Source organism: Leclercia sp. UBA7405 (assembly GCF_037152215.1).
Taxonomy (GTDB): Bacteria; Pseudomonadota; Gammaproteobacteria; order Enterobacterales; family Enterobacteriaceae; genus Enterobacter; species Enterobacter pneumoniae.
Map to the genome: position 1 here is coordinate 371797 of NZ_JBBCMR010000001.1, position 23920 is coordinate 395716.

The 23920-nt window shown below is 54.6% G+C and carries 26 protein-coding genes; 11 read left to right on the forward strand and 15 right to left on the reverse strand.

Annotated features, from left to right (window positions below; all coding sequences use genetic code 11):
- The first annotated feature begins 20 nt into the window (after window positions 1-20).
- Window positions 21-218, forward strand: coding sequence for a YbdD/YjiX family protein (locus tag WFN75_RS01775; RefSeq protein ID WP_014169079.1), 198 nt, complete (start codon window positions 21-23; stop codon window positions 216-218).
- Here the strand turns inward: WFN75_RS01775 and WFN75_RS01780 are convergent.
- The 4 genes from WFN75_RS01780 to WFN75_RS01795 form a co-directional block, all read right to left on the reverse strand.
- Window positions 215-619: a helix-turn-helix domain-containing protein gene (locus WFN75_RS01780; RefSeq protein ID WP_040076612.1), complete on the reverse strand. Its 405-nt coding sequence runs from the start codon at window positions 617-619 to the stop codon at window positions 215-217. The two genes, WFN75_RS01775 and WFN75_RS01780, sit on opposite strands and share 4 nt — an antisense overlap.
- Window positions 600-896, reverse strand: coding sequence for a type II toxin-antitoxin system RelE family toxin (locus WFN75_RS01785; RefSeq protein ID WP_336995536.1), 297 nt, complete (start codon window positions 894-896; stop codon window positions 600-602). The genes WFN75_RS01780 and WFN75_RS01785 overlap by 20 nt, the downstream gene beginning before the upstream one ends.
- Window positions 897-1079: 183 nt before the next feature.
- Window positions 1080-1823, reverse strand: a complete 744-nt coding sequence (locus WFN75_RS01790; RefSeq protein ID WP_288821168.1) for an SDR family NAD(P)-dependent oxidoreductase — start codon at window positions 1821-1823, stop codon at window positions 1080-1082.
- Window positions 1824-1880: 57 nt separating this feature from the next.
- Entirely contained in the window at window positions 1881-2969 is a 1089-nt protein-coding gene (locus WFN75_RS01795) for an oxidoreductase (RefSeq protein WP_046884318.1), read from the reverse strand.
- A 159-nt stretch (window positions 2970-3128) separates the two neighbouring features.
- On the opposite strand from WFN75_RS01795, the gene WFN75_RS01800 reads away from it, so the two are divergent.
- The 4 genes from WFN75_RS01800 to WFN75_RS01815 are packed head-to-tail and all read left to right on the forward strand — an operon-like array spanning window position 3129 to window position 7956.
- Window positions 3129-4631: a sugar ABC transporter ATP-binding protein gene (locus WFN75_RS01800; protein ID WP_336995537.1), complete on the forward strand. Its 1503-nt coding sequence runs from the start codon at window positions 3129-3131 to the stop codon at window positions 4629-4631.
- A complete protein-coding gene (locus tag WFN75_RS01805) occupies window positions 4628-5623 on the forward strand; it encodes an ABC transporter permease (RefSeq protein WP_212476886.1) in 996 nt (331 codons plus the stop codon). The genes WFN75_RS01800 and WFN75_RS01805 overlap by 4 nt, the downstream gene beginning before the upstream one ends.
- A 30-nt stretch (window positions 5624-5653) precedes the next feature.
- On the forward strand, window positions 5654-6718 hold the full coding sequence (locus WFN75_RS01810; protein ID WP_040076607.1) for a sugar ABC transporter substrate-binding protein: 1065 nt from the start codon (window positions 5654-5656) through the stop codon (window positions 6716-6718).
- Window positions 6715-7956 carry an LVIVD repeat-containing protein gene (locus WFN75_RS01815; RefSeq protein ID WP_286809713.1) on the forward strand — a complete coding sequence of 414 codons (1242 nt, stop codon included), beginning with the start codon at window positions 6715-6717 and terminating at the stop codon, window positions 7954-7956. Before WFN75_RS01810 ends, WFN75_RS01815 begins: the two co-directional genes overlap by 4 nt.
- 85 nt (window positions 7957-8041) lie before the next feature.
- Here WFN75_RS01815 and mtnK read toward each other — a convergent pair whose 3' ends face one another.
- Entirely contained in the window at window positions 8042-9241 is a 1200-nt protein-coding gene (mtnK, locus tag WFN75_RS01820; protein ID WP_336995538.1) for an S-methyl-5-thioribose kinase, read from the reverse strand.
- A 105-nt stretch (window positions 9242-9346) separates the two neighbouring features.
- Between mtnK and mtnA the strand changes: the two genes are divergently transcribed.
- Window positions 9347-10363, forward strand: a complete 1017-nt coding sequence (gene mtnA / locus WFN75_RS01825) for an S-methyl-5-thioribose-1-phosphate isomerase (protein ID WP_336995539.1) — start codon at window positions 9347-9349, stop codon at window positions 10361-10363.
- A 67-nt stretch (window positions 10364-10430) separates the two neighbouring features.
- Here mtnA and WFN75_RS01830 read toward each other — a convergent pair whose 3' ends face one another.
- The 3 genes from WFN75_RS01830 to WFN75_RS01840 are packed head-to-tail and all read right to left on the reverse strand — an operon-like array spanning window position 10431 to window position 12270.
- Complete coding sequence (locus tag WFN75_RS01830; RefSeq protein ID WP_286809710.1) at window positions 10431-10973, reverse strand: 1,2-dihydroxy-3-keto-5-methylthiopentene dioxygenase; 543 nt, start codon at window positions 10971-10973, stop codon at window positions 10431-10433.
- Window positions 10970-11659 (reverse strand): acireductone synthase, encoded by a 690-nt coding sequence (gene mtnC, locus WFN75_RS01835; RefSeq protein WP_336995540.1) that lies wholly within the window; start codon window positions 11657-11659, stop codon window positions 10970-10972. Before mtnC ends, WFN75_RS01830 begins: the two co-directional genes overlap by 4 nt.
- Window positions 11656-12270 (reverse strand): methylthioribulose 1-phosphate dehydratase, encoded by a 615-nt coding sequence (locus WFN75_RS01840; protein ID WP_046884311.1) that lies wholly within the window; start codon window positions 12268-12270, stop codon window positions 11656-11658. The genes mtnC and WFN75_RS01840 overlap by 4 nt, the downstream gene beginning before the upstream one ends.
- A gap of 128 nt (window positions 12271-12398) precedes the next feature.
- On the opposite strand from WFN75_RS01840, the gene WFN75_RS01845 reads away from it, so the two are divergent.
- On the forward strand, window positions 12399-13559 hold the full coding sequence (locus tag WFN75_RS01845; RefSeq protein WP_336995541.1) for a pyridoxal phosphate-dependent aminotransferase: 1161 nt from the start codon (window positions 12399-12401) through the stop codon (window positions 13557-13559).
- A gap of 61 nt (window positions 13560-13620) precedes the next feature.
- Here the strand turns inward: WFN75_RS01845 and citR are convergent, their stop codons facing one another.
- Together citR and dsbG are read right to left on the reverse strand one after the other, a co-directional pair.
- Complete coding sequence (gene citR, locus WFN75_RS01850) at window positions 13621-14517, reverse strand: DNA-binding transcriptional repressor CitR (RefSeq protein ID WP_336995542.1); 897 nt, start codon at window positions 14515-14517, stop codon at window positions 13621-13623.
- Between the two features lie 217 nt (window positions 14518-14734).
- Window positions 14735-15481, reverse strand: coding sequence for a thiol:disulfide interchange protein DsbG (gene dsbG, locus WFN75_RS01855; RefSeq protein WP_046884308.1), 747 nt, complete (start codon window positions 15479-15481; stop codon window positions 14735-14737).
- A gap of 368 nt (window positions 15482-15849) precedes the next feature.
- On the opposite strand from dsbG, the gene ahpC reads away from it, so the two are divergent.
- Both ahpC and ahpF read left to right on the forward strand, forming a co-directional pair.
- Window positions 15850-16413 (forward strand): alkyl hydroperoxide reductase subunit C, encoded by a 564-nt coding sequence (gene ahpC / locus WFN75_RS01860; protein ID WP_006818993.1) that lies wholly within the window; start codon window positions 15850-15852, stop codon window positions 16411-16413.
- A 125-nt stretch (window positions 16414-16538) separates the two neighbouring features.
- Complete coding sequence (gene ahpF, locus WFN75_RS01865) at window positions 16539-18104, forward strand: alkyl hydroperoxide reductase subunit F (protein ID WP_046884307.1); 1566 nt, start codon at window positions 16539-16541, stop codon at window positions 18102-18104.
- 58 nt (window positions 18105-18162) lie between these two features.
- Here ahpF and uspG read toward each other — a convergent pair whose 3' ends face one another.
- The 3 genes from uspG to rnk form a co-directional block, all read right to left on the reverse strand.
- Window positions 18163-18591 carry a universal stress protein UspG gene (uspG, locus tag WFN75_RS01870; RefSeq protein ID WP_046884306.1) on the reverse strand — a complete coding sequence of 143 codons (429 nt, stop codon included), beginning with the start codon at window positions 18589-18591 and terminating at the stop codon, window positions 18163-18165.
- Window positions 18592-18753: 162 nt separating this feature from the next.
- Window positions 18754-18843 (reverse strand): small membrane protein YldA, encoded by a 90-nt coding sequence (yldA, locus tag WFN75_RS22610; RefSeq protein ID WP_353960801.1) that lies wholly within the window; start codon window positions 18841-18843, stop codon window positions 18754-18756.
- A 138-nt stretch (window positions 18844-18981) separates the two neighbouring features.
- Complete coding sequence (gene rnk, locus WFN75_RS01875; protein WP_207293208.1) at window positions 18982-19392, reverse strand: nucleoside diphosphate kinase regulator; 411 nt, start codon at window positions 19390-19392, stop codon at window positions 18982-18984.
- A gap of 395 nt (window positions 19393-19787) precedes the next feature.
- On the opposite strand from rnk, the gene WFN75_RS01880 reads away from it, so the two are divergent.
- A complete protein-coding gene (locus WFN75_RS01880) occupies window positions 19788-20405 on the forward strand; it encodes a flavin reductase family protein (protein WP_336995543.1) in 618 nt (205 codons plus the stop codon).
- A gap of 4 nt (window positions 20406-20409) precedes the next feature.
- Here WFN75_RS01880 and rna read toward each other — a convergent pair whose 3' ends face one another.
- Both rna and dcuC read right to left on the reverse strand, forming a co-directional pair.
- A complete protein-coding gene (rna, locus tag WFN75_RS01885) occupies window positions 20410-21219 on the reverse strand; it encodes a ribonuclease I (RefSeq protein ID WP_336995544.1) in 810 nt (269 codons plus the stop codon).
- A gap of 88 nt (window positions 21220-21307) precedes the next feature.
- A complete protein-coding gene (gene dcuC / locus WFN75_RS01890) occupies window positions 21308-22681 on the reverse strand; it encodes an anaerobic C4-dicarboxylate transporter DcuC (protein WP_336995545.1) in 1374 nt (457 codons plus the stop codon).
- 639 nt (window positions 22682-23320) lie between these two features.
- Between dcuC and pagP the strand changes: the two genes are divergently transcribed.
- Window positions 23321-23896, forward strand: coding sequence for a lipid IV(A) palmitoyltransferase PagP (pagP, locus tag WFN75_RS01895; RefSeq protein ID WP_212476873.1), 576 nt, complete (start codon window positions 23321-23323; stop codon window positions 23894-23896).
- Window positions 23897-23920: the final 24 nt, after the last annotated feature.

Consider the following 23920-nt stretch of genomic DNA (forward strand, 5'->3'; position numbering starts at 1 on the left):
GTTAACAGAAGAGATATGGCATGTTCGACACCCTCTCCAAAGCAGGTAAATATTTAGGCCAGGCCGCCAAAATGATGATCGGCGTCCCGGACTACGACAACTACGTCGAGCATATGCGCGTCAATCATCCCGATCAGACTCCAATGACCTACGAGGCCTTTTTCCGCGATCGCCAGGATGCGCGCTACGGGGGCAAGGGCGGGGCGAAGTGCTGTTAACCCTCTTTCGGAAAGTAGAGGCTTATCTGCTCTTGTTTGCAGCCATAAATTGCGGCCAGTTTTTCGCGGGTGCGTTTTTGCGGGCGGGAATCAGGTGATTCAAGCTGTGAGACGGCAGACTGGCTGATGCCCAGTTTGTCGGCCACCTCCTGTTGGGATAACCCACGCAGAATACGCCAGGCGGCCTGCAGACTGACATCCTGATAAGTCATGATACTGCATACCTCTCCGGGCAGTTCAACGTCATCATAACCGTCATGTTCAATTTCTATTTCTTCCAGATCGTCGTCGGTTTCATCGTCGATCTCTGCCATTTGTAAGCACATACGGAAGTATTCGTCATAGGGAATAACTGCGTACTGAGCGTTTCCTTCATCGTCCTTAATCAGTTGAACAGCCATAGGGCATATTCTCCTCGTGTAAATAAGTGGTCGTTGTACGACGCTTTACGGCAATCACATAGCAGTGCTTATCAGGTGTTCCGCGAAGCGCAAAGATGACGCGATAGTCACCAACGCGTAACCGAAAGTGATCCTCTGCCGCTGTTATTTTACGAATGTCAGGTTGAGGAGCAGAACGATCATCCAGTTTCGCCAGTTTATTTTCTATCCGAACCTGATAACGGGTATCAATTCTTCTGCATGCGCGTTGTGCCGCTTTAGACCAGACAATCTTCATCCGTACCTCCACTGTACGCCCACATAAAATATAAGGGAATAATTAGACTATTAGATAAATTCCGAATCCCTTATGGGGCATCGTAAGGCGAGGAAGAGAGCAGAAAAAGCGGCAAAAAGTGAAACGTCGAAGCGGCTCGCAAGCGCCTCTGTCGGGCGACAGAGGCTTACATCACTTGTGCGATCAGGCGTTCAACCCTCCATCCACGTCCAGACCCGTTCCGGAGATCTGCCCGGCGGCAGGGCTTGCCAGGAAGGTGACCGCGGCGGCGACATCCTCCGGTTGGCCATAGTGACCCAGCGCAATGAGCTGGCGCTGCGATGCGGCCTGCTCGCCATGCTCCGGGTTCATATCACTGTTTGTCGGGCCAGGATGGACAAGATTCACGGTGATGCCGCGTGGCCCTAAATCGCGCGCCAGCCCGCGGGTCAGGGAGTTGAGCGCAGATTTGGTCATTGAATAGACGGCAATGCCCGGCTGGGCGACGCGGTTTGCCAGGCAACTGCCGATATTGATAATGCGCCCGCCCTCAGACATATGGACAAGGGCTTCCTGGATGGCAATCACCACGCCGCGAATATTCACGTTGATCAGGGCGTCGATATCCGCCAGGGTCATCGATTCCAGCGGGCCGCCGCGCGCAATACCGGCATTGTTGACCAGGATATCCAGCCCGCCAAGGGAACGTGCTGCCTGAGTAACGGCTTCCTGGATCGCCTGCGCGTTGGCGCTGTCGGCCTGAATCGCCTCGCTGTGCCGACCCAGCCCCTTAATCTCATCCGCCACGGCCTGCGCTTTATCGGCGGATTTTTCGTATGTGATAACCACATCGGCGCCGGCGCGTGCCAGAGAGAGTGCGATGGCACGACCCAATCCACGGCTGGCGCCGGTAACCAGCGCCTTCTTACCTGTTAAATCGATCTGCATGATGACCTCGTTGCGAGAGTGGTGATAGCCATCATTAGTTATAGTCAATCTGTGCAACTATCGGTGGAAGGATTCGACCTTCTCAAACGCCGCGCGCAGAACCGCAGGGGTTAGCGCTACCGACAGATAATGAATCGACTCTACCGGACGCAGGGTGTGGGCGATCACCTTGTCCAGCGCGGCGGTATCGTTGATATCGACGTCCAGCTCACGCAGCGTGGTAGGCAGATTGAAACGCTGATAGGCCGCCACCAGCTGTGCCAGAACATCATCCTGGCCGAGCAGGGCGCTTTGCACCAGAATACCGTAAGCCACTTTTGTGCCGTGCAGATATTTGTCTGTTTGCGGCAGCACGGTCAGCCCGTTATGCACCGCATGCGCTGCTGCGACGCGGGTATAACGCTCGCCCAGGCCGCCCACCATCCCACCACCCGCAATGATGGCATCAACCACATCGCGAAAACGTTGCGTCTGCTCACCGCGCGCCTGGTCCGCCAGTGCCTGTTCGCTGCTTTCCAGTAACACATCGCGGATCGCCAGGGCGCCGTTGATGCCCAGCCGCACGGTTAACGGCAGGGTTTCAGGCTGCGGGGCCAGCACCACCGCCTCGTACCATTTCGCCAGCGTGTCGCCGATGCCCGCCAGCAGATACTCCGCCGGGGCGTGAAGGATAATGTCAGGCTCGACCAGCACCAGGAAGTTGGCGTCGTCGAAAATCTCAAAGTGCAGGGCGGAACCCGCGTCGTTGTACCAGACCGAGAGCGGTGTCCAGGCGGCACAGGTGGCGGCGATGGTGGGAATGGCAACCACCGGTAGACCCAGACGTCGTGCCACGGCTTTCACCGTATCCAGCAGCGCACCGCCGCCAATGCCAATCACCACGCTGCGATCGTCGCCGGACTGTTTCACAAGATCTGCAACGTCGCGCTCACTGCAGTGGCCTTTAAACAGAATCTGCTTTGCCCCCTCAGCGTTAAAGCTCTCTGGCAAGAACGGGCGTGCGCCTTCGATGGCACGTTCGCCATAAATCCAGACCGCCCGGGAGAGCTGTTCTGGAGTGAAAAAGTCGTGCAGGCGTTGCAGGCTGCCGTTGTGAGAGAAGTAATTGGCCGGACCCGGAACGACGCGAATATCGGTGTTGCTCATGTTGTTATCCTTTTTGCGAAATGCTAACCTGATGTTATGTCTGGACATCTGGATGGCTAATAATATTTTGCTTTATCTTATGCCTTTTCCGTCGTTGTCAGTCAACCGTAGCTGTGAAAAATTCCATAAATCATAATATTAAAGAAGGATTTAACGCCGATGGTTTCAAGTCGCCTGGAGATGCGTGGCATCAGCCTGGCCTTTGCGGGCTTTCAGGCGCTGTCGCGTGTCGATTTCACCCTGATGGGCGGCTCTGTGCATGCCCTGACGGGCGCCAACGGTGCGGGGAAGTCCACGCTGATGGCGGTGCTTTGCGGCACCCACGACCATTACGAGGGCGAAATCAGCATTAATAACCAGGCGGTGACCATTCGCGAACCCCTGGATGCCAAACGGCTGGGGATCCATCTGGTACAGCAGGAGGTGGATGTCGCGCTGATCCCGGGCTTAAGCATTGCTGAAAATATCATGCTCGATCATCTGGCGCAGCCAGGGCACCGCTTTCGCTGGCGGAGTGTGCGCCAACAGGCGGAAGCGGCGCTGGCCCAGTTGGATGTTCAGCTGGACGTACGCCGCCCTATCGACAGCTGTACGCTGGCGGAAAAACAGCAAATCTTGCTGGCGCGCGCCCTCTCGCATCACTGTCGTTTCCTGATCCTGGATGAACCTACCGCTCCGCTGGATGCGCATGAAAGCGAGCGTCTCTTTAACGTGGTGCGCCGTTTACAGCAGCAGGGGATCGGCGTGGTGTTTATCTCCCACCGCATTCATGAGCTGAAGGCGATTTGCGATACCTTAACCGTGCTGCGTGACGGCAAGCTGATTGAGTCAGGCCCGATGGCGGCCCTGAGCGGCGAAGCGATCGTCGAGAAGATGCTCGGCCATGAGTTGAGCGACATTTACCCGCCTCCGCGCCCGCGCGTCAGCGACGAAACCTTGCTGCGCATTGAGGGGCTGCATGATGACGCGCTGCTAAAAGATATCTCTCTGCATCTGCGCAAAGGCGAGATTTTAGGTATCGCCGGGCTCGCGGGCGCAGGCAAAACGGAACTCTGCAAGGCGCTGTTCGGCGCCAGTAAAAGCCGGGTTGACCGCGGTGAACTGAATAACCGGGCCTGGCGCCCCCGCGATCCCGCCGATTCGGTCCTGCGCGGGCTGGCGCTGGTGCCGGAAGAGCGGCGCAAAGAGGGCATCTTTATCGATGAGCCGGTGAGCATGAACCTGGCGGTCAGCGCCGATAACACCTTCTCTCGCTGGAGTCTGTTTGGCCATCGTCAGGCATGGCGCTGGGCGGAAGAGGTGATCGCCCGTGTGGGTGTGCGAGCGCGCGGGCCAGGACAGGTGCTGCGGCGACTCTCGGGTGGCAACCAGCAGAAGGTGGCGATCGGCAAATGGTTACGTGGCAACGCGCAGGTGCTCATTTTTGACGAACCCACCAAAGGGGTGGACGTGAAAGCCAAAACCGATCTCTTCCAGCTGATTGACGGCCTGGCGCGCGAAGGCAAAGGGGTGATCTACGCCTCTGGCGAATTTGCCGAGCTGGTCGGGCTTTGTGACCGCATCTGCGTCTTATGGGATGGGCGCATCGTGGCAGAGATTGCCGGGGCCGAGGCCCGGGAAGAGACATTACTTTACTATTCAACCGGAGGAACCGCGTCGTGAGCAAGGCCCTTTCAGTGAATGCGGCGGCGTCTGGCCGTCAGCAAATATTCGATTTTCTCTACAAATGGGGCATGTTGCTGACCGTTGTCGCCTTGATTGCGATATTTGGTATCGCATCAGACAACTTCCTCGATCCCTTTAACATTATCAATATCCTACGATCTATCGCCATTGTGACGGTGATTGCCATTGGCGTCTCCATCTCCCTGACCGTGGGCGGTTTTGACTTGTCGGTGGGCTCGACGGCCTCGCTTGCCAACGCGCTGGTCATTTCGCTCTTTGTCTGGCATGGCTTCGGCACCACGGAATCGATTCTGATCACCCTGGCGCTCTGTACGCTGGTAGGGCTGTTTAACGCCTTTCTGATCGTCATCCTGCGCATTCCGGACATGCTTGCCACCCTTGCGAGCCTGTTTGTGATCCAGGGGGTAGCGATGACATACAGTTACGGCGGATCGATTACCGAAAATATGGTGCTGCCGAGCGGAGATATGGCGGAAGGGACGATTCCGGCAGCTTTTGGCGCGCTGGGGCAGGTACCCACGATCGTGATCATCATGCTGGTGGTGACCCTGGTGGCGCAGCTGGCGTTGTCACTCACGACCCACGGCCGTCGCATGTACGCCATTGGCGGCAATCCGGAGGCGGCGCGTTTATCCGGGATTCGTACGACCCGCTATAAGGTTGCTGCCTACGTCATCGCCTCATTGCTGGCCGGACTGGGGGGTATTCTGCTGGCCTCGCGCATTGGCTCGTCACAGGTGAACGCCGGGAGCGGCTATTTGATGGATGCGGTGGCGGCGGCGTGGATCGGTTTCTCACTGGCCGGCTCGGGTAAACCCAACGCACTGGGTACGCTGGTGGGGGCGGTGATCCTCGGCGTACTCTCCAACGGACTGGTGATGCTTTCGGTCCCCTATTACGCCATGGACATTATAAAAGGGCTGGTGCTGGCAGCGGCGCTGGCGATCACCTACATACAAAAACGCTAATAATTCACAACAACACAACGGGATAACAGAATGAAAAAAATGGCGCGCTCTTTGGTGGCACTGGGATTACTTGCAGCCTTACCCGGCTTTGCAGCCACGCCGGCTCCGGTTCCGGCGGCGATTGCTAACCATGACGGGCAGATCCGCATCGCGGTGATCCGTAATCTCGGTTCGGACGACAACACCACCCAGTTTGTCTCCGGTGCGATTCAGGAAGGGAAAAAGCTCGGCTTCAAAGTCAGCACCTTTTTAAGTAACGGTGACGATGCCAAATTCCAGGACTTCGTTAACCAGGCCATCAGCCAGAAATATGACGGCATTATTCTCTCCCAGGGGCGTGACCCGTACTCCACGGCGCTGGTGAAAAAAGCGGTAGATGCTGGCATAAAAGTGTCGGTGTTCGACACCGCCGTAAAGGGCGATATCCCGGGCGTGACCGTCACGCAGCAGGATGATGCCTCCCTGACCCATCTCTCCTTCGGCCAGCTGGCGAAAGATTTTAACGGCAAAGCCAATATCATTAAGCTGTGGGTCGCTGGCTTCCCGCCGATGGAGCGTCGTCAGGCGGCGTACCAGGAATTACAGAAGCAGTATCCAGGCATTAAAGAGCTCGAATCTATTGGCGCGGTCTCGTCTGACGTGCAGGGCGACACCGCCAACAAAGTCGGCGCCGTGCTGGCGAAATACCCGAAAGGGCAGATCGACGCTATCTGGGGCACCTGGGACGCCTTTAGTCAGGGAGCCTACAAAGCCCTGAAAGAGAACGGTCGCACGGAGATCAAACTCTATAGCATTGATATCTCCAACCAGGATCTGCAATTGATGCGTGAATCCGGCAGCCCGTGGAAAGTGAGCGTGGCGGTGGATCCGAAGCTGATTGGTGCTACCAACGTGCGGTTGATTGCCAACAAGATTGCCGGGGAAACCACGCCAGCAACCTATGACTTTAAAGCGGCCGCCATCCCTCAGGCGCTGCTGACGGCGCAGCCTGGGGCAGTTAACGTGGCATCGCTTGGTAAAATCATTCCAGGCTGGGGCCAGACCCAGGACTTCATCGCCCCGTGGTTTGCTACGCTCGAAGCCAAAAATAAATGAGTACGCTTCCCACGCCTGAATACAGCCGCAATATGCGGCTGATTGGCCATAGCGATCAGGGCGGTCGCCCGGACGGGGTGCAGCTGATGGTGCACCGTGGCTTTGCCTATATTGGACATATGGTGTCGCAGGGTTTTTCGATTGTGGATGTGCGCGATCCCAAAAATCCTCGCGCGGCCGGGTATGTGCCCGCACCACCCGGCACCTGGAATGTCCACCTGCAGGCGCATGACGATCTGCTGCTGGTGATCAATGCCCGGGATCTCTTTGCCGATGCCCGCTTCGCAGACGAGAAAGTCTACTACACCCGACAGGTGGGGGAGACCGTTAGTGACGTGCAGGACAAAGGCTGGAGCGCCGGGCTGCGTGTGTTTGATATTTCGACCCCTGACAAACCGCGTGAAATTGGCTTTTTGTCGCTGAACGGTATCGGTATTCACCGCATCTGGTATGTGGGTGGACGCTGGGCTTATGTTTCGGCGCTGATAGACGGTTTTACCGATTACATATTTCTCACCATCGATCTGGCGGATCCGCGCAGGCCAGAGGTGGCGGGGCGCTGGTGGTTGCCGGGCATGAACCAGGCTGAAGGCGAGAAGCCAACGTGGCCGGACGGTAAGCGCTATGCGCTACACCACGCGATTATCGCCGGCGATACCGCCTACGGAAGCTGGCGCGACGGCGGACTGACGCTACTGGATGTGAAAGACAAAACCCAGCCGAAGCTGATCAGCCATCGCAACTGGAGTCCGCCGTTTGGCGGCGGTACGCACACGGCGTTGCCGTTGCCGGACCGGGATCTGCTGGTGGTGTTGGACGAAGCGGTACTCGACAATCAGGAGGATGGTGAGAAGCTCATCTGGCTTTTTGATATCCGCGAGCCGTCGAACCCGGTCAGTATTGCCACCTTCCCGCAGCCGGATGAGAGAGATTACGTAGCGAAAGGGGCGCACTTCGGTCCACACAACCTGCACGAGAACCGGCCTGGTAGCTTTGTTAGCTCGACGCTGATTTTTGCCACCTACCAGAACGCTGGGGTGCGCGCGTACGATATCTCGAATCCGTATCGTCCGGTGGAGACCGGGGCGCTGGTTCCGGCGGCGCCTGAGAGGATGATGGATACACGACCAAATCGCCCGCAGGTGATCCAGTCGTGTGATGTGTTTGTGGACGCGCAGGGGATTATCTACAGCACCGATTATAACGGTGGGCTGTCGGTGATTGAGTATTTGGGGTAAGTGCGGGTTGCTGCCCTCACCCCGGCCCTCTCCCACAGGGAGAGGGAGAAAATACCGGCCTCTCTTCTACAGGGAGAGGGAGGAGTCAGCTGTACTGGCGCACCCGCGCCACCAGTTCTTCTGCGCTGTCGATGCGATCGGCAATGACAATCAGCGCTTTACCTAATTGAATGGCATGGCGCAGGCATTCATGGCGCATCGCCTCATCCTGAATGGTGTCGATATCCGCCACGTGCGACAGGCCGACGCTACGGCGAATCAGTTCGGTGCCGCAGAAGCCAATGGCATCCTTCCAGACCTTTTTGAGAAATTCCGACGCATAGCCGGGTTCACGCAGGGCGGCATCGCGGGTTTTTTCGCTTGCCAGCGCCTGGAAACGCTCTGAGAAGGTATTCCACAGTGTCTGAATATCCCTCAGACGCTGTTCGCGGGCGGCGGCGGCATCGCGAATGCCCAGATGCCCCGGCAGGCCGCAGAAGTTCAGCAGCAGGTTGCCGATGGCGGTGCCCACGTCAAAACCGATTGGACCAAAGTAGCCAAACTCGGCATCGATTGCCTTCAGGCTCTCTTCGGCGACAAAAATCGAGCCGCTGTGAATATCCCCATGCAGCAGCGCTTCGGCCTGCGAGAAGAAGCGGTGTTTCAGGGAGGCTACGGCAGTTTTTAGCTGTCCATCATTACGCAGGGCGGCAACATCATTTTCCAGCTCAGCCGGATAGTTGTTGCGCTCGTGCACCTGATACGGATCGTTAAAGAACAGATCTTCAGTGATCTCGCACATTTCCGGGTTGATGAATTTCGCCACCTGCGCTTTTTTAGCGTGCGGGTGGAGGTAGAAATCGCTGGTATGGAACAGGGTATGCGCCAGGTACTCCCCAAGCTGGCGGGCGGCTTGCGGGTAGTCCACATTTTTTATCAATTCACCGCGCCAGATACGGTGGCTGGAGAGATCTTCCATGACCATCACCGCCAGTTGCGGATCGTAATGGTGAATCTTTACCGTGTGCTGCGGGCTATGTTGATAGTGGGCAACCAGGGTTTCTGCCTCAAGACGCGCGCGATCCAGGGTTAATGGCCAGGATTCGCCCACGCAGCGTACGTATGGAAGCGCCTGTTTCACGATGATGCGACTGACGCCCTCGGTATCAAAAATTTTAAAGACCAGATTGAGATTGCCGTCGCCCACCTCTTTCGCCTCCACCAGCGATGACGGGTTATCGAGGCCGCCAAACTGTTGTGCGTACGCCACGGCGTCCTGAGCGGTAAAGGTACGGTATTGCGACATTGCCTGTTCCTCACTGATTCTGGTAATTAAGACATTTAGACGTCTATACATCTGAATTTTATCCTGACACAATGTTATACAACAACGCAACAGAGAATTAACGACATGCAGACATTACAGACGACCAGCCTGCGGGTGGTGGAAAATCAGTTATTTATTCTCGATCAACAGGCGCTTCCGCAGGAGAAACGCTGGCTGGATGCCTCCAGCGTAGAGGCGCTGGTCGGCCATATTCATGCCTTACGTGTACGCGGCGCGCCGCTGATTGGTCTGTCAGCCAGCCTGCTGTTGGCCCTGCTGGCAGAAGCGGGTAAAAACCGCGACGAGCTGGCGCAGGCGCTTGAGACGCTGCGCGCCTCGCGGCCGACGGCGGTGAACCTGATGAATAATCTGGATCGCATGAAGCAGGCGTTGCAGCAGGAGAATTTTGTGCCAGCGCTGGTGACCGAGGCGTTACGCCTGATCGACGAAGATAAACAGCTGTGCGATGCCATTGCCCGCGCAGGCAGTCAACTTGTGAAGCCGGGTAGCCGTCTGTTGACCCACTGTAATACCGGCGGGCTGGCAACGGCGGGCGTAGGCACGGCGCTGGGCGTGATTGCGCTGGCGCATCAGCAGGGCAATGTACGTAACGTCTGGGTGGATGAGACCCGTCCATTATTGCAGGGCGGCAGACTGACGGCGTGGGAACTGGGTGAATTAGGGGTGCCTTACCAACTGATCACCGATTCAATGGCCGCCAGTCTGATGGCGAAAGGGCAGGTGGATGCCGTCTGGGTGGGGGCTGACCGCATTGCCGCCAATGGCGACGTGGCGAATAAAATCGGCACTTACTCTCTGGCGGTACTGGCGAAGTTTCATGGGATTCCATTTTACGTTGCCGCGCCGCAAACGACGCTGGATCCGCACTGCCCAAACGGCGACGCGATCCCGATTGAACAGCGCGCCGCCAGCGAAGTCACGGGCGTGGCGGGGAGCTTTGGCGAAGTCCAGTGGGCCCCCGCGGATGCGCAGGTTTACAACCCGGCGTTTGACGTGACGCCAGCAGCCTTGATTAGCGGTTGGGTGCTGGATACGGGCGTGGTTACGCCGCTGCAGGTAGCAGAAGGGAAATTTTCCTGAGTCTTCGAAGGAACTGAAGCGGTAGTGCTTTTAGACCCCCTCTCCCCGGAAGGGAGAGGGGGAGATATCATGCGAGGCGTGGATAGCCGTCAGCAATCGCATCGCCCGTAAACTGTGCGATCCAGCCTTCGGGATTATCGAAAATACGAATGGCGGTAAAGTTCGGCTCCGAACCCATATCAAACCAGTGCGGCGTGCCGGCAGGCACCGAGATCAGATCGTTTTTCTCACACAACACCTGATACACCTGATCCCCGATGTGCAGGCAGAACAGCCCTGCGCCCTCGACGAAGAAACGCACTTCGTCTTCGCCATGGGTGTGTTCGTTGAGGAACTTCGCACGCAGCGCCTCTTTTTGCGGGTTGTCGGCGCGCAGGCTGATCACATCCCAGCTCTGGTAGCCTTTCTCTGCCACCAGTTTATCGATCGCATGCTGGTAGGCGTTGATCACCGCCTCCGGTGCCGGATCCTGGCCTAAATCACGATCCGCCGCCCAGCGTTCAAACCGCACACCTTTGGCGTTGAGCTGTTCGGCAATTTCGGCGGCATCGGTGCTGTGCCACTGCGGCTGGCTGGCGTCTTTATCAGAATAAATCGTTAATGCGCTCATGAAGGGATCTGCTCCGGGTTAATGTCGTCAAACTGGTGCACCTGATGGTGATGGCTCGCGCCGTCGTCATCGCCGCGAATCAGTTGCAGGGTGCGAAAACCGGCCTGCTCAGCGGCGTCCAGCTCCTGATGTATATCGGACAGGAAAAGGATTTGCGACGGTGCAACGCTAATCTGCGCCGCGATGTTCTGATAAGACTGAACGTCGCGCTTAGCGCCCACATGGGTATCAAAATAGCCGCTGAAGAGATGCGTAATATCGCCCTCATCGCTGTAGCCAAATAACAGTTTTTGCGCAGCAACAGAGCCTGAGGAATAGACATAGAGATCAATGCCCTGAGCTTTCCATTTCTCCAGCGACGGCAGCACGTCGGGGTAGAGGTGGCCGGTAAAATCACCGTTAACGTAGCCGTCGTGCCAGATGATCCCTTGCAACGCTTTTAACGCGGTGGATTTGCGGTCTTCATCCATAAACTGCAACAGCGCGTCCGTTAGCGCGCTGGCGCTGGCCTGCGGTGCGCCGATTTCATCGCGTAGATTATCCAGAATGGATTTCACCGGCTCGGCGTATTGCTGGGCTGCGACAAACGCTGCCAACCGCTCACGCGCGTAGGGGAATAACACATTATGGACAAAACGAATATCAGTGGTCGTCCCTTCAATATCCGTCACAATCGCGCGAATCATACTCTCTCCAGTTGGCGTAAACGCATTTCACATTCAAATAAGAATTCAAGACCTTCCAGGTGACGACGGGCCTCAGCCACGTCGCGTCCCCAGCAGGTTAAGCCATGGCCGCGCAGAAGAAAACCATAATTAAGGGGGCGCTCTTGTGCGTAGTGGGCGATTCGCGAGGCGAGGGCATCAATATCCTGATCGTTATCGAATACGGCGATGGCCAGCGTATCCAGATGCGTGGTCTGGCCGGTCAGGGATTTCTGCATTTCAAAACCGCTGATCTTCAGCTCTGCCGTTTTGACGAGACGTGACAGCACGGTGGCATTCACCGTATGGACATGTAGCACGGCGTTGGCATCAGGAAACAGACGGTAGATTAAGGTATGCAGACCTGTTTCCGCCGACGGCTTACGCCCGGAAGGGGCACGGTTCGTCGCGATCTCTACTTGCAGAAAGTCTTGTTCGGTCAGGCTGCCTTTATCTTTGCCCGATTCGCTAAGCCAGCAAAACTGCGCGTCCTGACGGACAGACATATTGCCACCCGTGGCAGGCGCCCAGCCTTTGGCGCCAATCCAGCGGCAGGCGTCGACCAGTTGAGTAAGTTGCAGGTTTTCTGTCATGTCCGTTCTACCTCTGTCTGTCAGTCAGGAAGCGTTATCTTATATAGACGTCTAAGCGTCTTGATTGCTAAAGACTAACATCGTGTTATAGTGGCAGCAACATAAGTATTACAAGCAGGCATAACACAATGAACGATAACCCATTGATTCCAGAGAGCAAACTACCCAATCTTGGCACCACCATCTTCACGCAAATGAGCGCTCTGGCTCAGCAGCACAACGCCATTAATCTTTCGCAGGGGTTTCCGGATTTCGATGGCCCGGGCTATTTGCAGGCTAGGCTGGCGCATCACGTTGCCGCCGGTGCAAATCAATATGCGCCGATGACCGGCGTTCAGCCTCTGCGCGAAGCCATTGCCGATAAAACGGCCGAGCTCTACGGCTACACACCAGATGCGAATACAGAAGTGACGGTTACCGCCGGCGCGACCGAAGCGTTATATGCGGCCATTACTGCGCTGGTACGCGCCGGTGATGAGGTGATCTGCTTTGACCCGAGCTACGACAGCTACGCGCCCGCGATTGAACTGGCTGGTGGGGTCGTGAAACGCATTGCGCTGCAGCCGCCACACTTTCGCCCGGACTGGCAGGCCTTTGCTGCCCTGTTGAGTGACAAAACACGTTTAGTGATCCTGAATACGCCGCATAACCCGTCAGCGACGGTATGGCGCAAGGCCGATTTCGCCGCCCTGTGGCAGGCGATTGCCGACCGTGAAATCTACGTGCTGAGCGATGAAGTCTATGAGCATATCTGCTTCGCCGAAGAGGGGCATGCCAGCGTGCTGTGCCATCCGCAGCTGCGCCAGCGCGCCATTGCGGTATCGTCCTTTGGCAAAACCTATCATATGACTGGCTGGAAAGTAGGTTACTGTGTGGCGCCGACGGCCATCACCGCCGAGTTGCGCAAGGTGCATCAGTACCTGACCTTTTCGGTTAATACCCCGGCTCAGTTGGCGCTGGCGGATATGCTGCGCGCCGAACCGGGTCATTATCGTGAGTTACCGGCGTTTTACCGGACCCGTCGGGACTGCTTTGTTAACGCCCTCGGCAATAGCCGTCTGAAGCTATTGCCCTGCGAGGGTACCTATTTCTTGCTCGCTGACTATAGCGCCATCTCCGATCTTGATGACGTGAGTTTCTGTCAGTGGCTGACGAAAGAGGTGGGCGTGGCCGCCATTCCGCTCTCAGTATTTTGTGCCGGACCTTTCCCACATAAGCTTATTCGACTCTGTTTTGCCAAGCAGGAGTCAACGCTTCTGGCCGCCGCAGAACGATTAAATACGTTGTGAAACGTAGATAAAATAATGCGATTCTGATCCCGGTGTAATACTCGATCAGAATCGATTATTTTTATGGACTAATTTGCGCAATAAAATGGGAGAAGCTGTTGCTGTTCAATGCGGAACGGTTATACATCATATGTATTTTCATTCGCGGCAGCTCAACATCCGAATTGATCGCTTTCAATTCAAGAAAATCGGCATATCGCTGGAAAACAATTTCCGGGGCGATGCCAATCATATCCGAAGTGCTAACCATAGAGAGTATTGTCATGTAGGAGTCGCTACGAAAAGCGACATTGCGATCCGGGAGCGCTTCCGCAATGGTTGACTGGAAGTTTTTAACCCCTGGCTCCTCACTTAAAAAGGCGGTGAATTTCTCCTGCAGCAAGCTTTCGCGATCCGGGGCCTCCCCAATACGCGGATGGTCTTTTCGGCAGAACAGAACGAAGGGTATCTCTCTGAAATCGGTACAGGTAATCGACCGGTTTTGTAACGGCGTGAAGGAGAAGATCAGGTCGGCTTTTCGGTAGGCCAGTAAATCTTCAGCCGACTCACGCGTCACCATCATGTCATGCAGTTCAATTTCATAATTATGTTCGCCTATCAGCAGCTTTAGCGGCTCCATAATCACTTTAGTGGTAATTATTTGCGGACAGTAGATGATGAAGTTTTTCTTCAACTTACTGTTGTGCATGATATTAATGGTCTGCTCCAGCTGGTTTAGATTCTGTTCCAGATGGATATGCAAATTGGTGCCAACCGTCGTGGGCGTAATACCTTTACCCGAGCGAATAAAAAGCGGATCGTTGAGCTGATTGCGCAACCGCTGTAATGACTGACTGACCGCCGAAGGGGTAATAAAAAGCGTTTCTGCCGCTTTGCTTATACTCAGATGCTGATAAATGCACTCAAATATCACCAGCAGGTTAAGGTCAAATTTCTTCAGATCATAAAGGTTAGCCATGTTTCTTCCTGATGTAGCTGTGCCGATAGCGCTTTTCGTATAAATGATAGCTATAGATTTAATTTAGCCATTTACAATCCATTTCAATGACTAGCTTAATTACGTTTGAACGTGAACTAAATATATCATGCCTGTGGATTTATTCGAGACGAAGATTTTTATTAAATTATCCACGAAAGGGGTGGTGGCGGAGAGAAATGGCCGCCACCGGGTAACATTATTGTTTACCCATCATCATATCCAATTGTTCTTTTTCGGGCAGCCCGGTCACTTGTTGTAATTCGTTGTCGCTGTTCATGTAATAAATGGCGGGGGTGGCGTTTGCCCCGAGGGCATCCATAATGGCCTCATGATCCTTCAGCGTTTTAAGATGTTCAGCAGAGGGGGAAGAGGGGACATCTAACGACAATTTGCCGCCTGAGCTTTCATACTCATGCCAGACTTTGGCCGGATCTTTCGCCGCCAGAATGGCCGCAGCAGTGGCTTTGCTCTCGGGTTTGATGACGCCTACCAGCAACGTACGAAGTTGTACTTTTCCTGCCTTCACCCAGGGCTGTGCTTGCTGCCAGAACTGTTTGCAGTAAGGGCAGAACGGATCGGCGAAGACATAGATAACGCGCGGTGCCGCTTTATCCCCCTCCAGGAGCCATTGTGCTTTCTCCATGCGCTGCCACAGCTCGCGGCCGGCGGGCGCATAGATCTCTTTCTGAATCACCTTTTCGCTAAGGTTGGTCCCTTTATCATCGTACATGTACCCGGAGATAGCATGCTTGCCGTCTGGGGTCAGGTAGATGGTGACCCCCATATCCTGATATTTGCCCAGCCAGCCTTTTACGCCGCCGGGTGCCTCGAAGGGTTTGATAATGGTGATACCCTGTTTTTCAATAGCTTTAACAGGGGCGGGTAACTCCTCTGCCTGCACCAGAGCGGGAATGAGAGAGAGTAAAAGGGTACGTTTCAACATAAAAATCCTTATATATCAGAGGCCAGGCATCTGATTCGACAAAACCTATCGCAACCATAGGCACAAGTGCGGTGCCGGGTAATTGTCCTTTATCATACAGGATGGTGTAATCCATAGCGCTGTTACGACCTTGCTAAAGGTAATGTAGAGCGCAACACATCGCCAGCTTCGGCTGGCACTGAAGTTACCCACGGGTATTTCAGGTATCAGGGCCGCCCGTAAAGGCGGCCTTTTTACGTTTAAGGGTTGATAACCGGTTTCAGGTGGGTTGTTAGGTATGGCTGATTGATTTGATAACGCCTACCCATTAGCCCCGATGAGCAAAGTTGGTTACCTTACACCTCAACGAAAACACGGAGGAAGTACAGATGTCTTTGATTAACACTAAAATTAAACCTTTCAAAAACCAGGCGTTCAAAAACGGTGAGTTCATTGAAGTAACCGAGAAAGATACCGAAGGTCGCTGGAGCGTCTTCTTCTTCTACCCGGCTGACTTTACTTTCGTTTGCCCGACCGAACTGGGCGACGTTGCAGACCACTATGAAGAGCTGCAGAAACTGGGCGTGGATGTTTACTCTGTCTCTACTGACACCCACTTCACCCACAAAGCATGGCACGGTAGCTCTGAAACCATCGCGAAAATCAAATACGCGATGATCGGTGACCCGACTGGCGCCCTGACCCGTAACTTCGACAACATGCGTGAAGACGAAGGCCTGGCAGATCGTGCAACCTTCGTTGTTGACCCGCAGGGCATCATCCAGGCAATCGAAGTTACCGCTGAAGGTATCGGCCGTGATGCGTCTGACCTGCTGCGTAAAGTGAAAGCGGCTCAGTACGTTGCTTCTCACCCAGGCGAAGTATGCCCGGCGAAATGGAAAGAAGGCGAAGCGACCCTGGCTCCATCTTTAGATCTGGTTGGTAAAATCTAAGTTTTACTACCCGTTCATCAATGGGCGCGCCCGCGCCCATTAATTTCAGCACCATGATGCAAGTTGCATTCAGGCGGCCCAAATAAGGCGGCTTGCATGATGACGTTTTAAGAGAGGGAAGAACAATGCTCGACACAAATATGAAAACCCAGCTCAAGGCTTACCTTGAAAAACTGACCAAACCTGTTGAGCTGATTGCCACGCTGGATGACAGCGCTAAATCGGCAGAGATCAAGGAACTGCTGGCAGAGATTGCCGAACTGTCACCGAAAGTGACCTTTAAGGAAGATAACGCGCTGCCTGTGCGTAAGCCCTCTTTCCTGATTACTAACCCTGGCTCGGTGCAGGGACCGCGCTTCGCCGGTTCTCCGCTGGGCCACGAATTTACCTCCCTGGTACTGGCGTTGCTGTGGACCGGTGGGCATCCGTCCAAAGAGGCGCAGGCGCTGCTGGAGCAGATCCGCGATATCGACGGTGATTTCGAGTTCGAAACCTATTACTCGCTCTCTTGCCATAACTGCCCTGACGTTGTGCAGGCGCTGAACCTGATGTCGGTGCTGAATCCGCGTATCAAACACACGGCTATCGACGGCGGCGTGTATCAGAATGAGATCACCGAACGTAACGTAATGGGCGTTCCCGCGGTCTTTATGAACGGTAAAGAGTTTGGTCAGGGCCGTATGACGCTGGCTGAAATCGTGGCGAAAGTGGATACCGGCGCGGAAAAACGCGCAGCAGACGAGCTGAACAAACGCGATGCTTACGACGTACTGATCGTGGGCTCTGGCCCGGCAGGTGCGGCAGCGGCGGTCTACTCGGCACGTAAAGGTATTCGTACCGGTCTGATGGGCGAGCGTTTTGGCGGCCAGGTGCTCGACACCGTAGATATTGAAAACTATATCTCTGTGCCGAAAACCGAAGGCCAGAAGCTGGCCGGTGCCCTGAAGGCGCACGTTAGCGATTACGAAGTGGATGTGATTGACAGCCAGAGCGCCAGCAAACTGGTTCCGGCAGCGGTTGAAGGCGGGTTACACCAGATTGAAACCGCCTCCGGCGCGGTGCTTAAAGCACGCAGCATCATCATTGCAACCGGTGCCAAATGGCGCAACATGAACGTGCCGGGTGAAGATCACTATCGCACCAAAGGCGTGACCTATTGCCCACACTGCGACGGCCCGCTGTTTAAAGGTAAACGCGTGGCGGTGATCGGCGGCGGTAACTCCGGCGTGGAAGCGGCTATCGACCTGGCGGGTATCGTTGAACACGTTACGCTGCTGGAGTTTGCCCCTGAAATGAAAGCGGACCAGGTCCTGCAGGATAAAGTGCGTAGCCTGAAAAACGTCGATATCGTTCTGAATGCGCAGACGACGGAAGTGAAGGGCGACGGTAGCAAAGTGACAGGTCTGGAATACCGCGACCGCGTGAGCGGTGATGTGCACGGCGTACAGCTGTCGGGGATCTTCGTGCAGATTGGGCTGTTGCCAAACACTAACTGGCTGGAAGGCGCCATTGAGCGTAATCGCATGGGCGAAATCATCATTGACGCGAAATGCGAAACCAGCGTGAAGGGCGTGTTCGCAGCGGGCGACTGCACCACCGTACCGTACAAACAGATCATCATCGCTACCGGCGAAGGGGCGAAGGCGTCACTGAGTTCCTTTGATTATCTGATTCGCACCAGGACGGCATAAAAAAAAGTAAGACTACACCTGCAAAGTGAAGAGGCTACCCCCAGGGTAGCCTCTTTTTTTACCTGACGACCAACACCGGAATAAAGGCGTGGCGGATGACGCTTGACGCGTTCGAACCCAGCAGGTGGGTGGAAATTGAGGGGTTGCGCGAGCCAATCACCACCACATCGGCATTGAGTTCGCTGGCGACTTCATTAACCACATCGCGCACATTACCAAAACAGACGTGCGTTCTGATCCTGGACGGGTCAATGCTGAAATGACTGACCATGGTTTTCAGGCGCGTTTGTGCTTCGTGCTCAATGTGCTCTTCGAAGCGGCGAATGTCCGCGGCGAAACGATGCAGGCCGAAGCTGGATGATCCGGGCAGGACATGCAGTAAATGAATGATGCCATCCTGTTGTGCCAGGAATTCGGCGTGGCGAATCGCTTTATCACTCAGTTCCATTTCAAAAACATCCACCGGCATAATAATTGTCTGATACATGCGACTTTCTCCCTGTTAATTAACGCACTATCCATTCAATCACAAGAGAATGTTCGTTTCTGCCAGGCGGGTGGCACTTTTAATATCGTCTGAATAAATCTTTCAGGCAGAAAAGAGGCGGAAAAAAGAGTTAACCGGGAGCGGGGAATTTACGGTGATAGGTTACCAGTGCCGTTCAAGATAAAGCACAGCCATAATAATGACTGCCATTAACACCAGGAAAAAGAGTGAGATAACAAGCCCTTCGTTCATGACCGTCCCCGCGGCACTGAAACAAATTAAGCCTGGATTAACGGGAATTTACGCTCAATAGCACGAAAGTATGATTTTGCGGAAAGAGGATGCGCGGGCATCCTCTGTGCAAAGCGTCGGGACGCTTATTCAGAAAGGTTAACGTAGGTATTCACCGGCCGCTTCAGGTTGCCAGAGCAGTTCCAGCACCTCCAGATGCGTCGATGTGCCACCAGGTAACGCCCAGTTGATGGTATCTCCGGCGCGTAAACCAATCAGCGCTGCGCCAACCGGAGCCAGCACCGAAAGCTGGGTCGCGCTGTCGGTCATCTGCGCGGGATAGACCAGGGTGCGGACACGCACTTCACCGGTGGTCAAATCGCGAAACTTTACCTTGCTGTTCATCGTCACCACATCATGCGGCATATTTTGCGGCGTGCACATCTGGGCGCGATCCAGCTCGGCATTGAGGGCATCAGCAACGGGCAGAGAAGCAAACGCCGGCTGCTCTAACAGGCGGTCGATACGTTCAGCATCGAGTTCATTAATGATGATTGTTGGTCGTGACATAATTTACTCCATGTCGTTAATGCTGCGACAACCGCAGAAAAGATCCCAAAAGAAAACCCTCGCCGTCTGGCAGCGAGGGTTTATCGTCTGATGATAATACTGACTCTGGCGCCATGTTTGAAGTGATCAAGCGCACATTCACAGAGGTGATTGTTCATAACCCGTCTCCCTGAGTCGTTTGTATGATTTTAGGCCCCGGCGCGTGATCCTTCGCCGTTTTGCATTATAGTTTTTAAGCGCCCGGATGGGGCGACTCAGGCAGACAGAAGACGGCCTGCCCGGGTGATAACGTCGTAAAATCTAACAGATTGCGTTACGCTGATTCTCCTGGGGGCAGGGGAATGAGCGAAGCGCAATTTACGCCCTGCCAGTCTCCATACTGTTCAGAGAGCGCTATGTACTTTTACCAACCTTCACAGGGACACGGCCTGCCGCATGACCCGCTGAATGCCATCATTGGCCCGCGTCCGATTGGCTGGATCGCCTCTCGTAATGCGTCAGGGCAACACAACCTGGCACCCTACAGCTTCTTTAACTGCTTTAACTACCATCCGCCCATTATTGGCTTTGCCAGCAGTGGCTGGAAGGACAGCGTGCGTAACATCGTTGAGACCGGCGAGTTTGTCTGGAATCTTACGACCCGCACGCTGGCCAGCGCGATGAACGAAACATCCGCCAGCCTGCCGCACGGTGAGGATGAGTTTATTCGTGCCGGGCTAACCAAGGCTGAAAGCCGGGTTGTACAGGTACCACGAGTGGCTGAAAGCCCGGTGAACTTCGAATGTCGCTTGTCACAATGTATTCAACTCACCGCCGCGAATGGCGAAGCCATTGACACCTGGCTGGTACTGGGGGAGGTGGTGGGGATTCATATCGATGAAGTGCTACTGCAGGACGGTATTTATCAGACGGCACGGGCGGAGCCTGTGCTCCGCGCCGGTGGACCGAGTGCTTACTTTGCAATAAGCGAAGACCAGCGTTTTGACCTGGTGCGCCCGGACGCGCGTAAGTAAGCGCTTAATATCCTACTTTATCGAGAACAAACTTTTTCCCACAGTTGCCCGGATGCGGCTGTGGGGCAAAGGAGGAGGCCGCAAGCGGCGCGTTAATCTGGCTGGCCTGCAGCGAGATTTGCATTTCGGTGAGATAGGCAGGGTTGCCGTTACAGGTCAGCTTTACGGCTTTTACCGCTGGCTTGCCAAAGCTTTGGGCCACGGCCGCATCAAAAGCGCTGCGGCTGATGGTTTTGCCATAATTGGCGGCGAGGAACTGTCCCAGAGGGCTGCTTTTGACCTCCTGATTCATCCGCACCATCGTGCCAAAATAGGCGTCAGGATCGAATCCAAAACAGACGCCGTGCTTCGCATATTCATACCGTTCAAGGCAGGAGTTCCCTCCTGCGCCCGGCATGGACTCGCTCAGCTTTGCGGCCCCAGTCAGTGATAAGCCCGTTTCTGCCGCGGCGCATTTCATCCCCGCTTTGGCTTCCGGCATGTTAGGAATGGGGCGAGTCGCGCAGCCGAAGCGCATCCAGCGGCGTTCATCCACACCACGCGCAGCAACCGACTTCGGCAGACCCGGCCACAGGCCATGGATCGTCAGGACCGCAGTTTTGTCCGGGCTCTCTTTTTGCAGGCGACACTCGTCCGGCTCGGCGCTCTTTCTGTCGTGCAGGCTCTGACAGAATCCCGACTGCCACGACAATGCCAGCACGTAGCGGTCAAAATCCCCGTACTGGGTTGCCTTCAGTGGCGTAGCTTGTGCGGTGCAGGCAAACATCGCCACGGCGGCGGCGCTGAGACGGTAAACGAAATCCTTCCTGAACATGTCAATTCCTGATAGTTGAAAGCAAATAATTACTTGCCGTAATTAAAACACAAAAAGCGCCAGACGGCGCTTTTTGCTGAGCGGCAGGTTAACCTGCTGCGGTGCCGGGCACCAGAATCTCGGTGGCGACAATCACAATCACTAGCCCCACCAGTACCGGAACTGAGGTGCGTTTTACCACTTCGAAAGGCGAAATTTTTGCCATGCCGGCAACGGCAACCACCACACCAGAGACGGGAGAGATGGTACGGCCAAGATTGGAGGCCTGCAACATCGGGATCGAGAGATAGGCTGGGTTAATCCCCGATGAGTGCGCCAGTTTTGGAATCATTTCGACAAACGCATAAAACGGAGCATTGCCGGAGCCAGTGGTCATCGCGGCCAGCATGGTCAGTACCACCAGCACCAGCATCAGGATAATGCTTGCCGAGCCAAACGAGGTGGCGATAGAGATCAGGCTCTGAATAAAGCCTATGGTGCTCAGCCCCTGGGCGAAGACCCCGGCTGCGACCAGCAGCATCACCACGTTGGCAAAGGCATCGGCCATACCGCGCCACGCAACGTCGAGACCGCTAAAGACTTTCTGGATATTAAAACCCCGTACGAATTCCAGCACGGCGGCCACCAGCATACAGATAACCAGGATGGTGATGATATGCAGCTGTGGGCCCCATTTGCCGTCGAAAATCAGGACGCCCACAATGGGTGTAAACGGCAGGATGGCATAAAACGACGGTGCCGTGGTGGTGATCTCGTTCACATCCATCATTTCGTGAGAGATGTTCTCTTTTTTATCGAGATAGCGCTGCCAGAAGAAGTGCGCGATAGCCATACCAATAATGGCCGCAATGGAGATGGGCAGGGTCGTTTTAAAGGCAAAATCAATCAGCGGCATTTCTGCGGCTTTCGCTGCGAGCACCACATCTCCGGAAGTAGGGGAGAGAATAATGGCTGCGGGGGAGGCGCAAATCGCCGCGGCGGCGCCACGACTGATCCCCACGTTTACCATGACCGGGAACAGCGTTGCCATCAGTAGCACGCCCAAACCGGTGGCCGATGAAACTGCCAGCGACATCAGGCAAGCCACGAAATAGGCGGCAATCATCAACATATAAGGAGAGTTGATGTATTGAAGCGGTTTCGAGGCCAGCTTCACGACCATGTCGTTGGCACCGATGTGCGTCATGTAAGCGGCAAAACCGCATAACATCATGATCATCATGCCGAGGTCGCCGCCGCGACTCATCAGCAGGATTTTGATGTACTCAACAATATCAGTCGCGGTGTAACCGGTGCTTTCCGCACTGGCAGGTAAAACCTGATGGCCCATCAGCGCGCTGACGATCAGCAGGCCCAGGCCCCCCACGAACAACACGCCGGTGGCTGAGTAGCCTTTGATGATATAGCGCGCGACGCCAACAATGACGGCCACGCCGATAAGAAGCTCAATAACGGTAAGCATGTTTTCCCCTGTCCCCGACGCCCAGAGCGTATGGATAAAAGTAGTAAGAATCATAAGGTGTAAAAATGTGCCGAAATAATGGCCCAATATTGCTGACCAAAATCAATAAATCTACTACTAAAGGGGAGATCAGCGATATTTAGCAGGCCTGGTAACGAAAGCCGTCCGTGTAAGGCCTACGCCTCCACCTTCACGTCGGTTACGCACCGCCGTCAAGGTGCTGCGCAAACATCGTAAGCTAAAAATTTCTTTGCGGAGCAAGGTGTTATATTTATTCGCGAGGTTCGGTTGGAGGTGTTATTTTCCACTCGCTTTTATTCATTGTAGAAATATATTTTTACCGGCTGGTAAGTGGGGTAAATAATTATTATCGCTGAGTTAATAATTATGCAGATAGCATATTATTTTTTTAGCCAGTCATTAGCAGACTCAGCGTGGGAGTGGCGTACAGCGTGCCTTGCCACCTTTTGAGTCTTTTTTAGCTGTATGTAGAGGATTATTAGCTTAATGGACAGGGTTATCCAGGAGAAATCTTATTAGTAGCGATTAATAATTAAGAGTAGCGCTAATGTTGTTAAGGGTTCATTCAATTAAGCTATGCGAAGATAAGCGTTGAATACATAGCATGGTAATAGAATCGTGACAGTAATTAATAAATTTGCCCTGGTTTTTTTGTTTATTTTTGGTCAGCTTACACTCTCTTCCGCCGCGTTATCCGCTGAAAATGGAAGCGACAAAGGGTGGTTTTCAACGTTTAAGGATAACGTTGCGCAAACATGGAATGAACCCGAACATTATGACCTCTACGTACCGGCCATCACCTGGCATGCCCGTTTTGCCTATGATAAAGATAAGACCGACCGCTATAACGAGCGCCCATGGGGTGCTGGCTTTGGTCAGTCACGCTGGGATGAGAAAGGTAACTGGAACGGTATCTATCTGATGGCGTTTAAAGACTCCTATAACAAATGGGAGCCGATCGGGGGTTATGGCTGGGAAAAGACCTGGCGACCGCTGGCAGATGACAATTTCCACGTCGGATTGGGCTATACCGCTGGCGTCACCGCACGTGATAACTGGAAGTACATCCCCGTACCTGTATTGCTACCCCTGGCTTCCGTGGGTTACGGTCCGGCAACTTTCCAGATGACCTATATACCCGGAACGTATAATAACGGTAACGTCTATTTTGCCTGGATGCGCTTCCAGTTTTAACTGAGATAACTTTACATTTTGGTG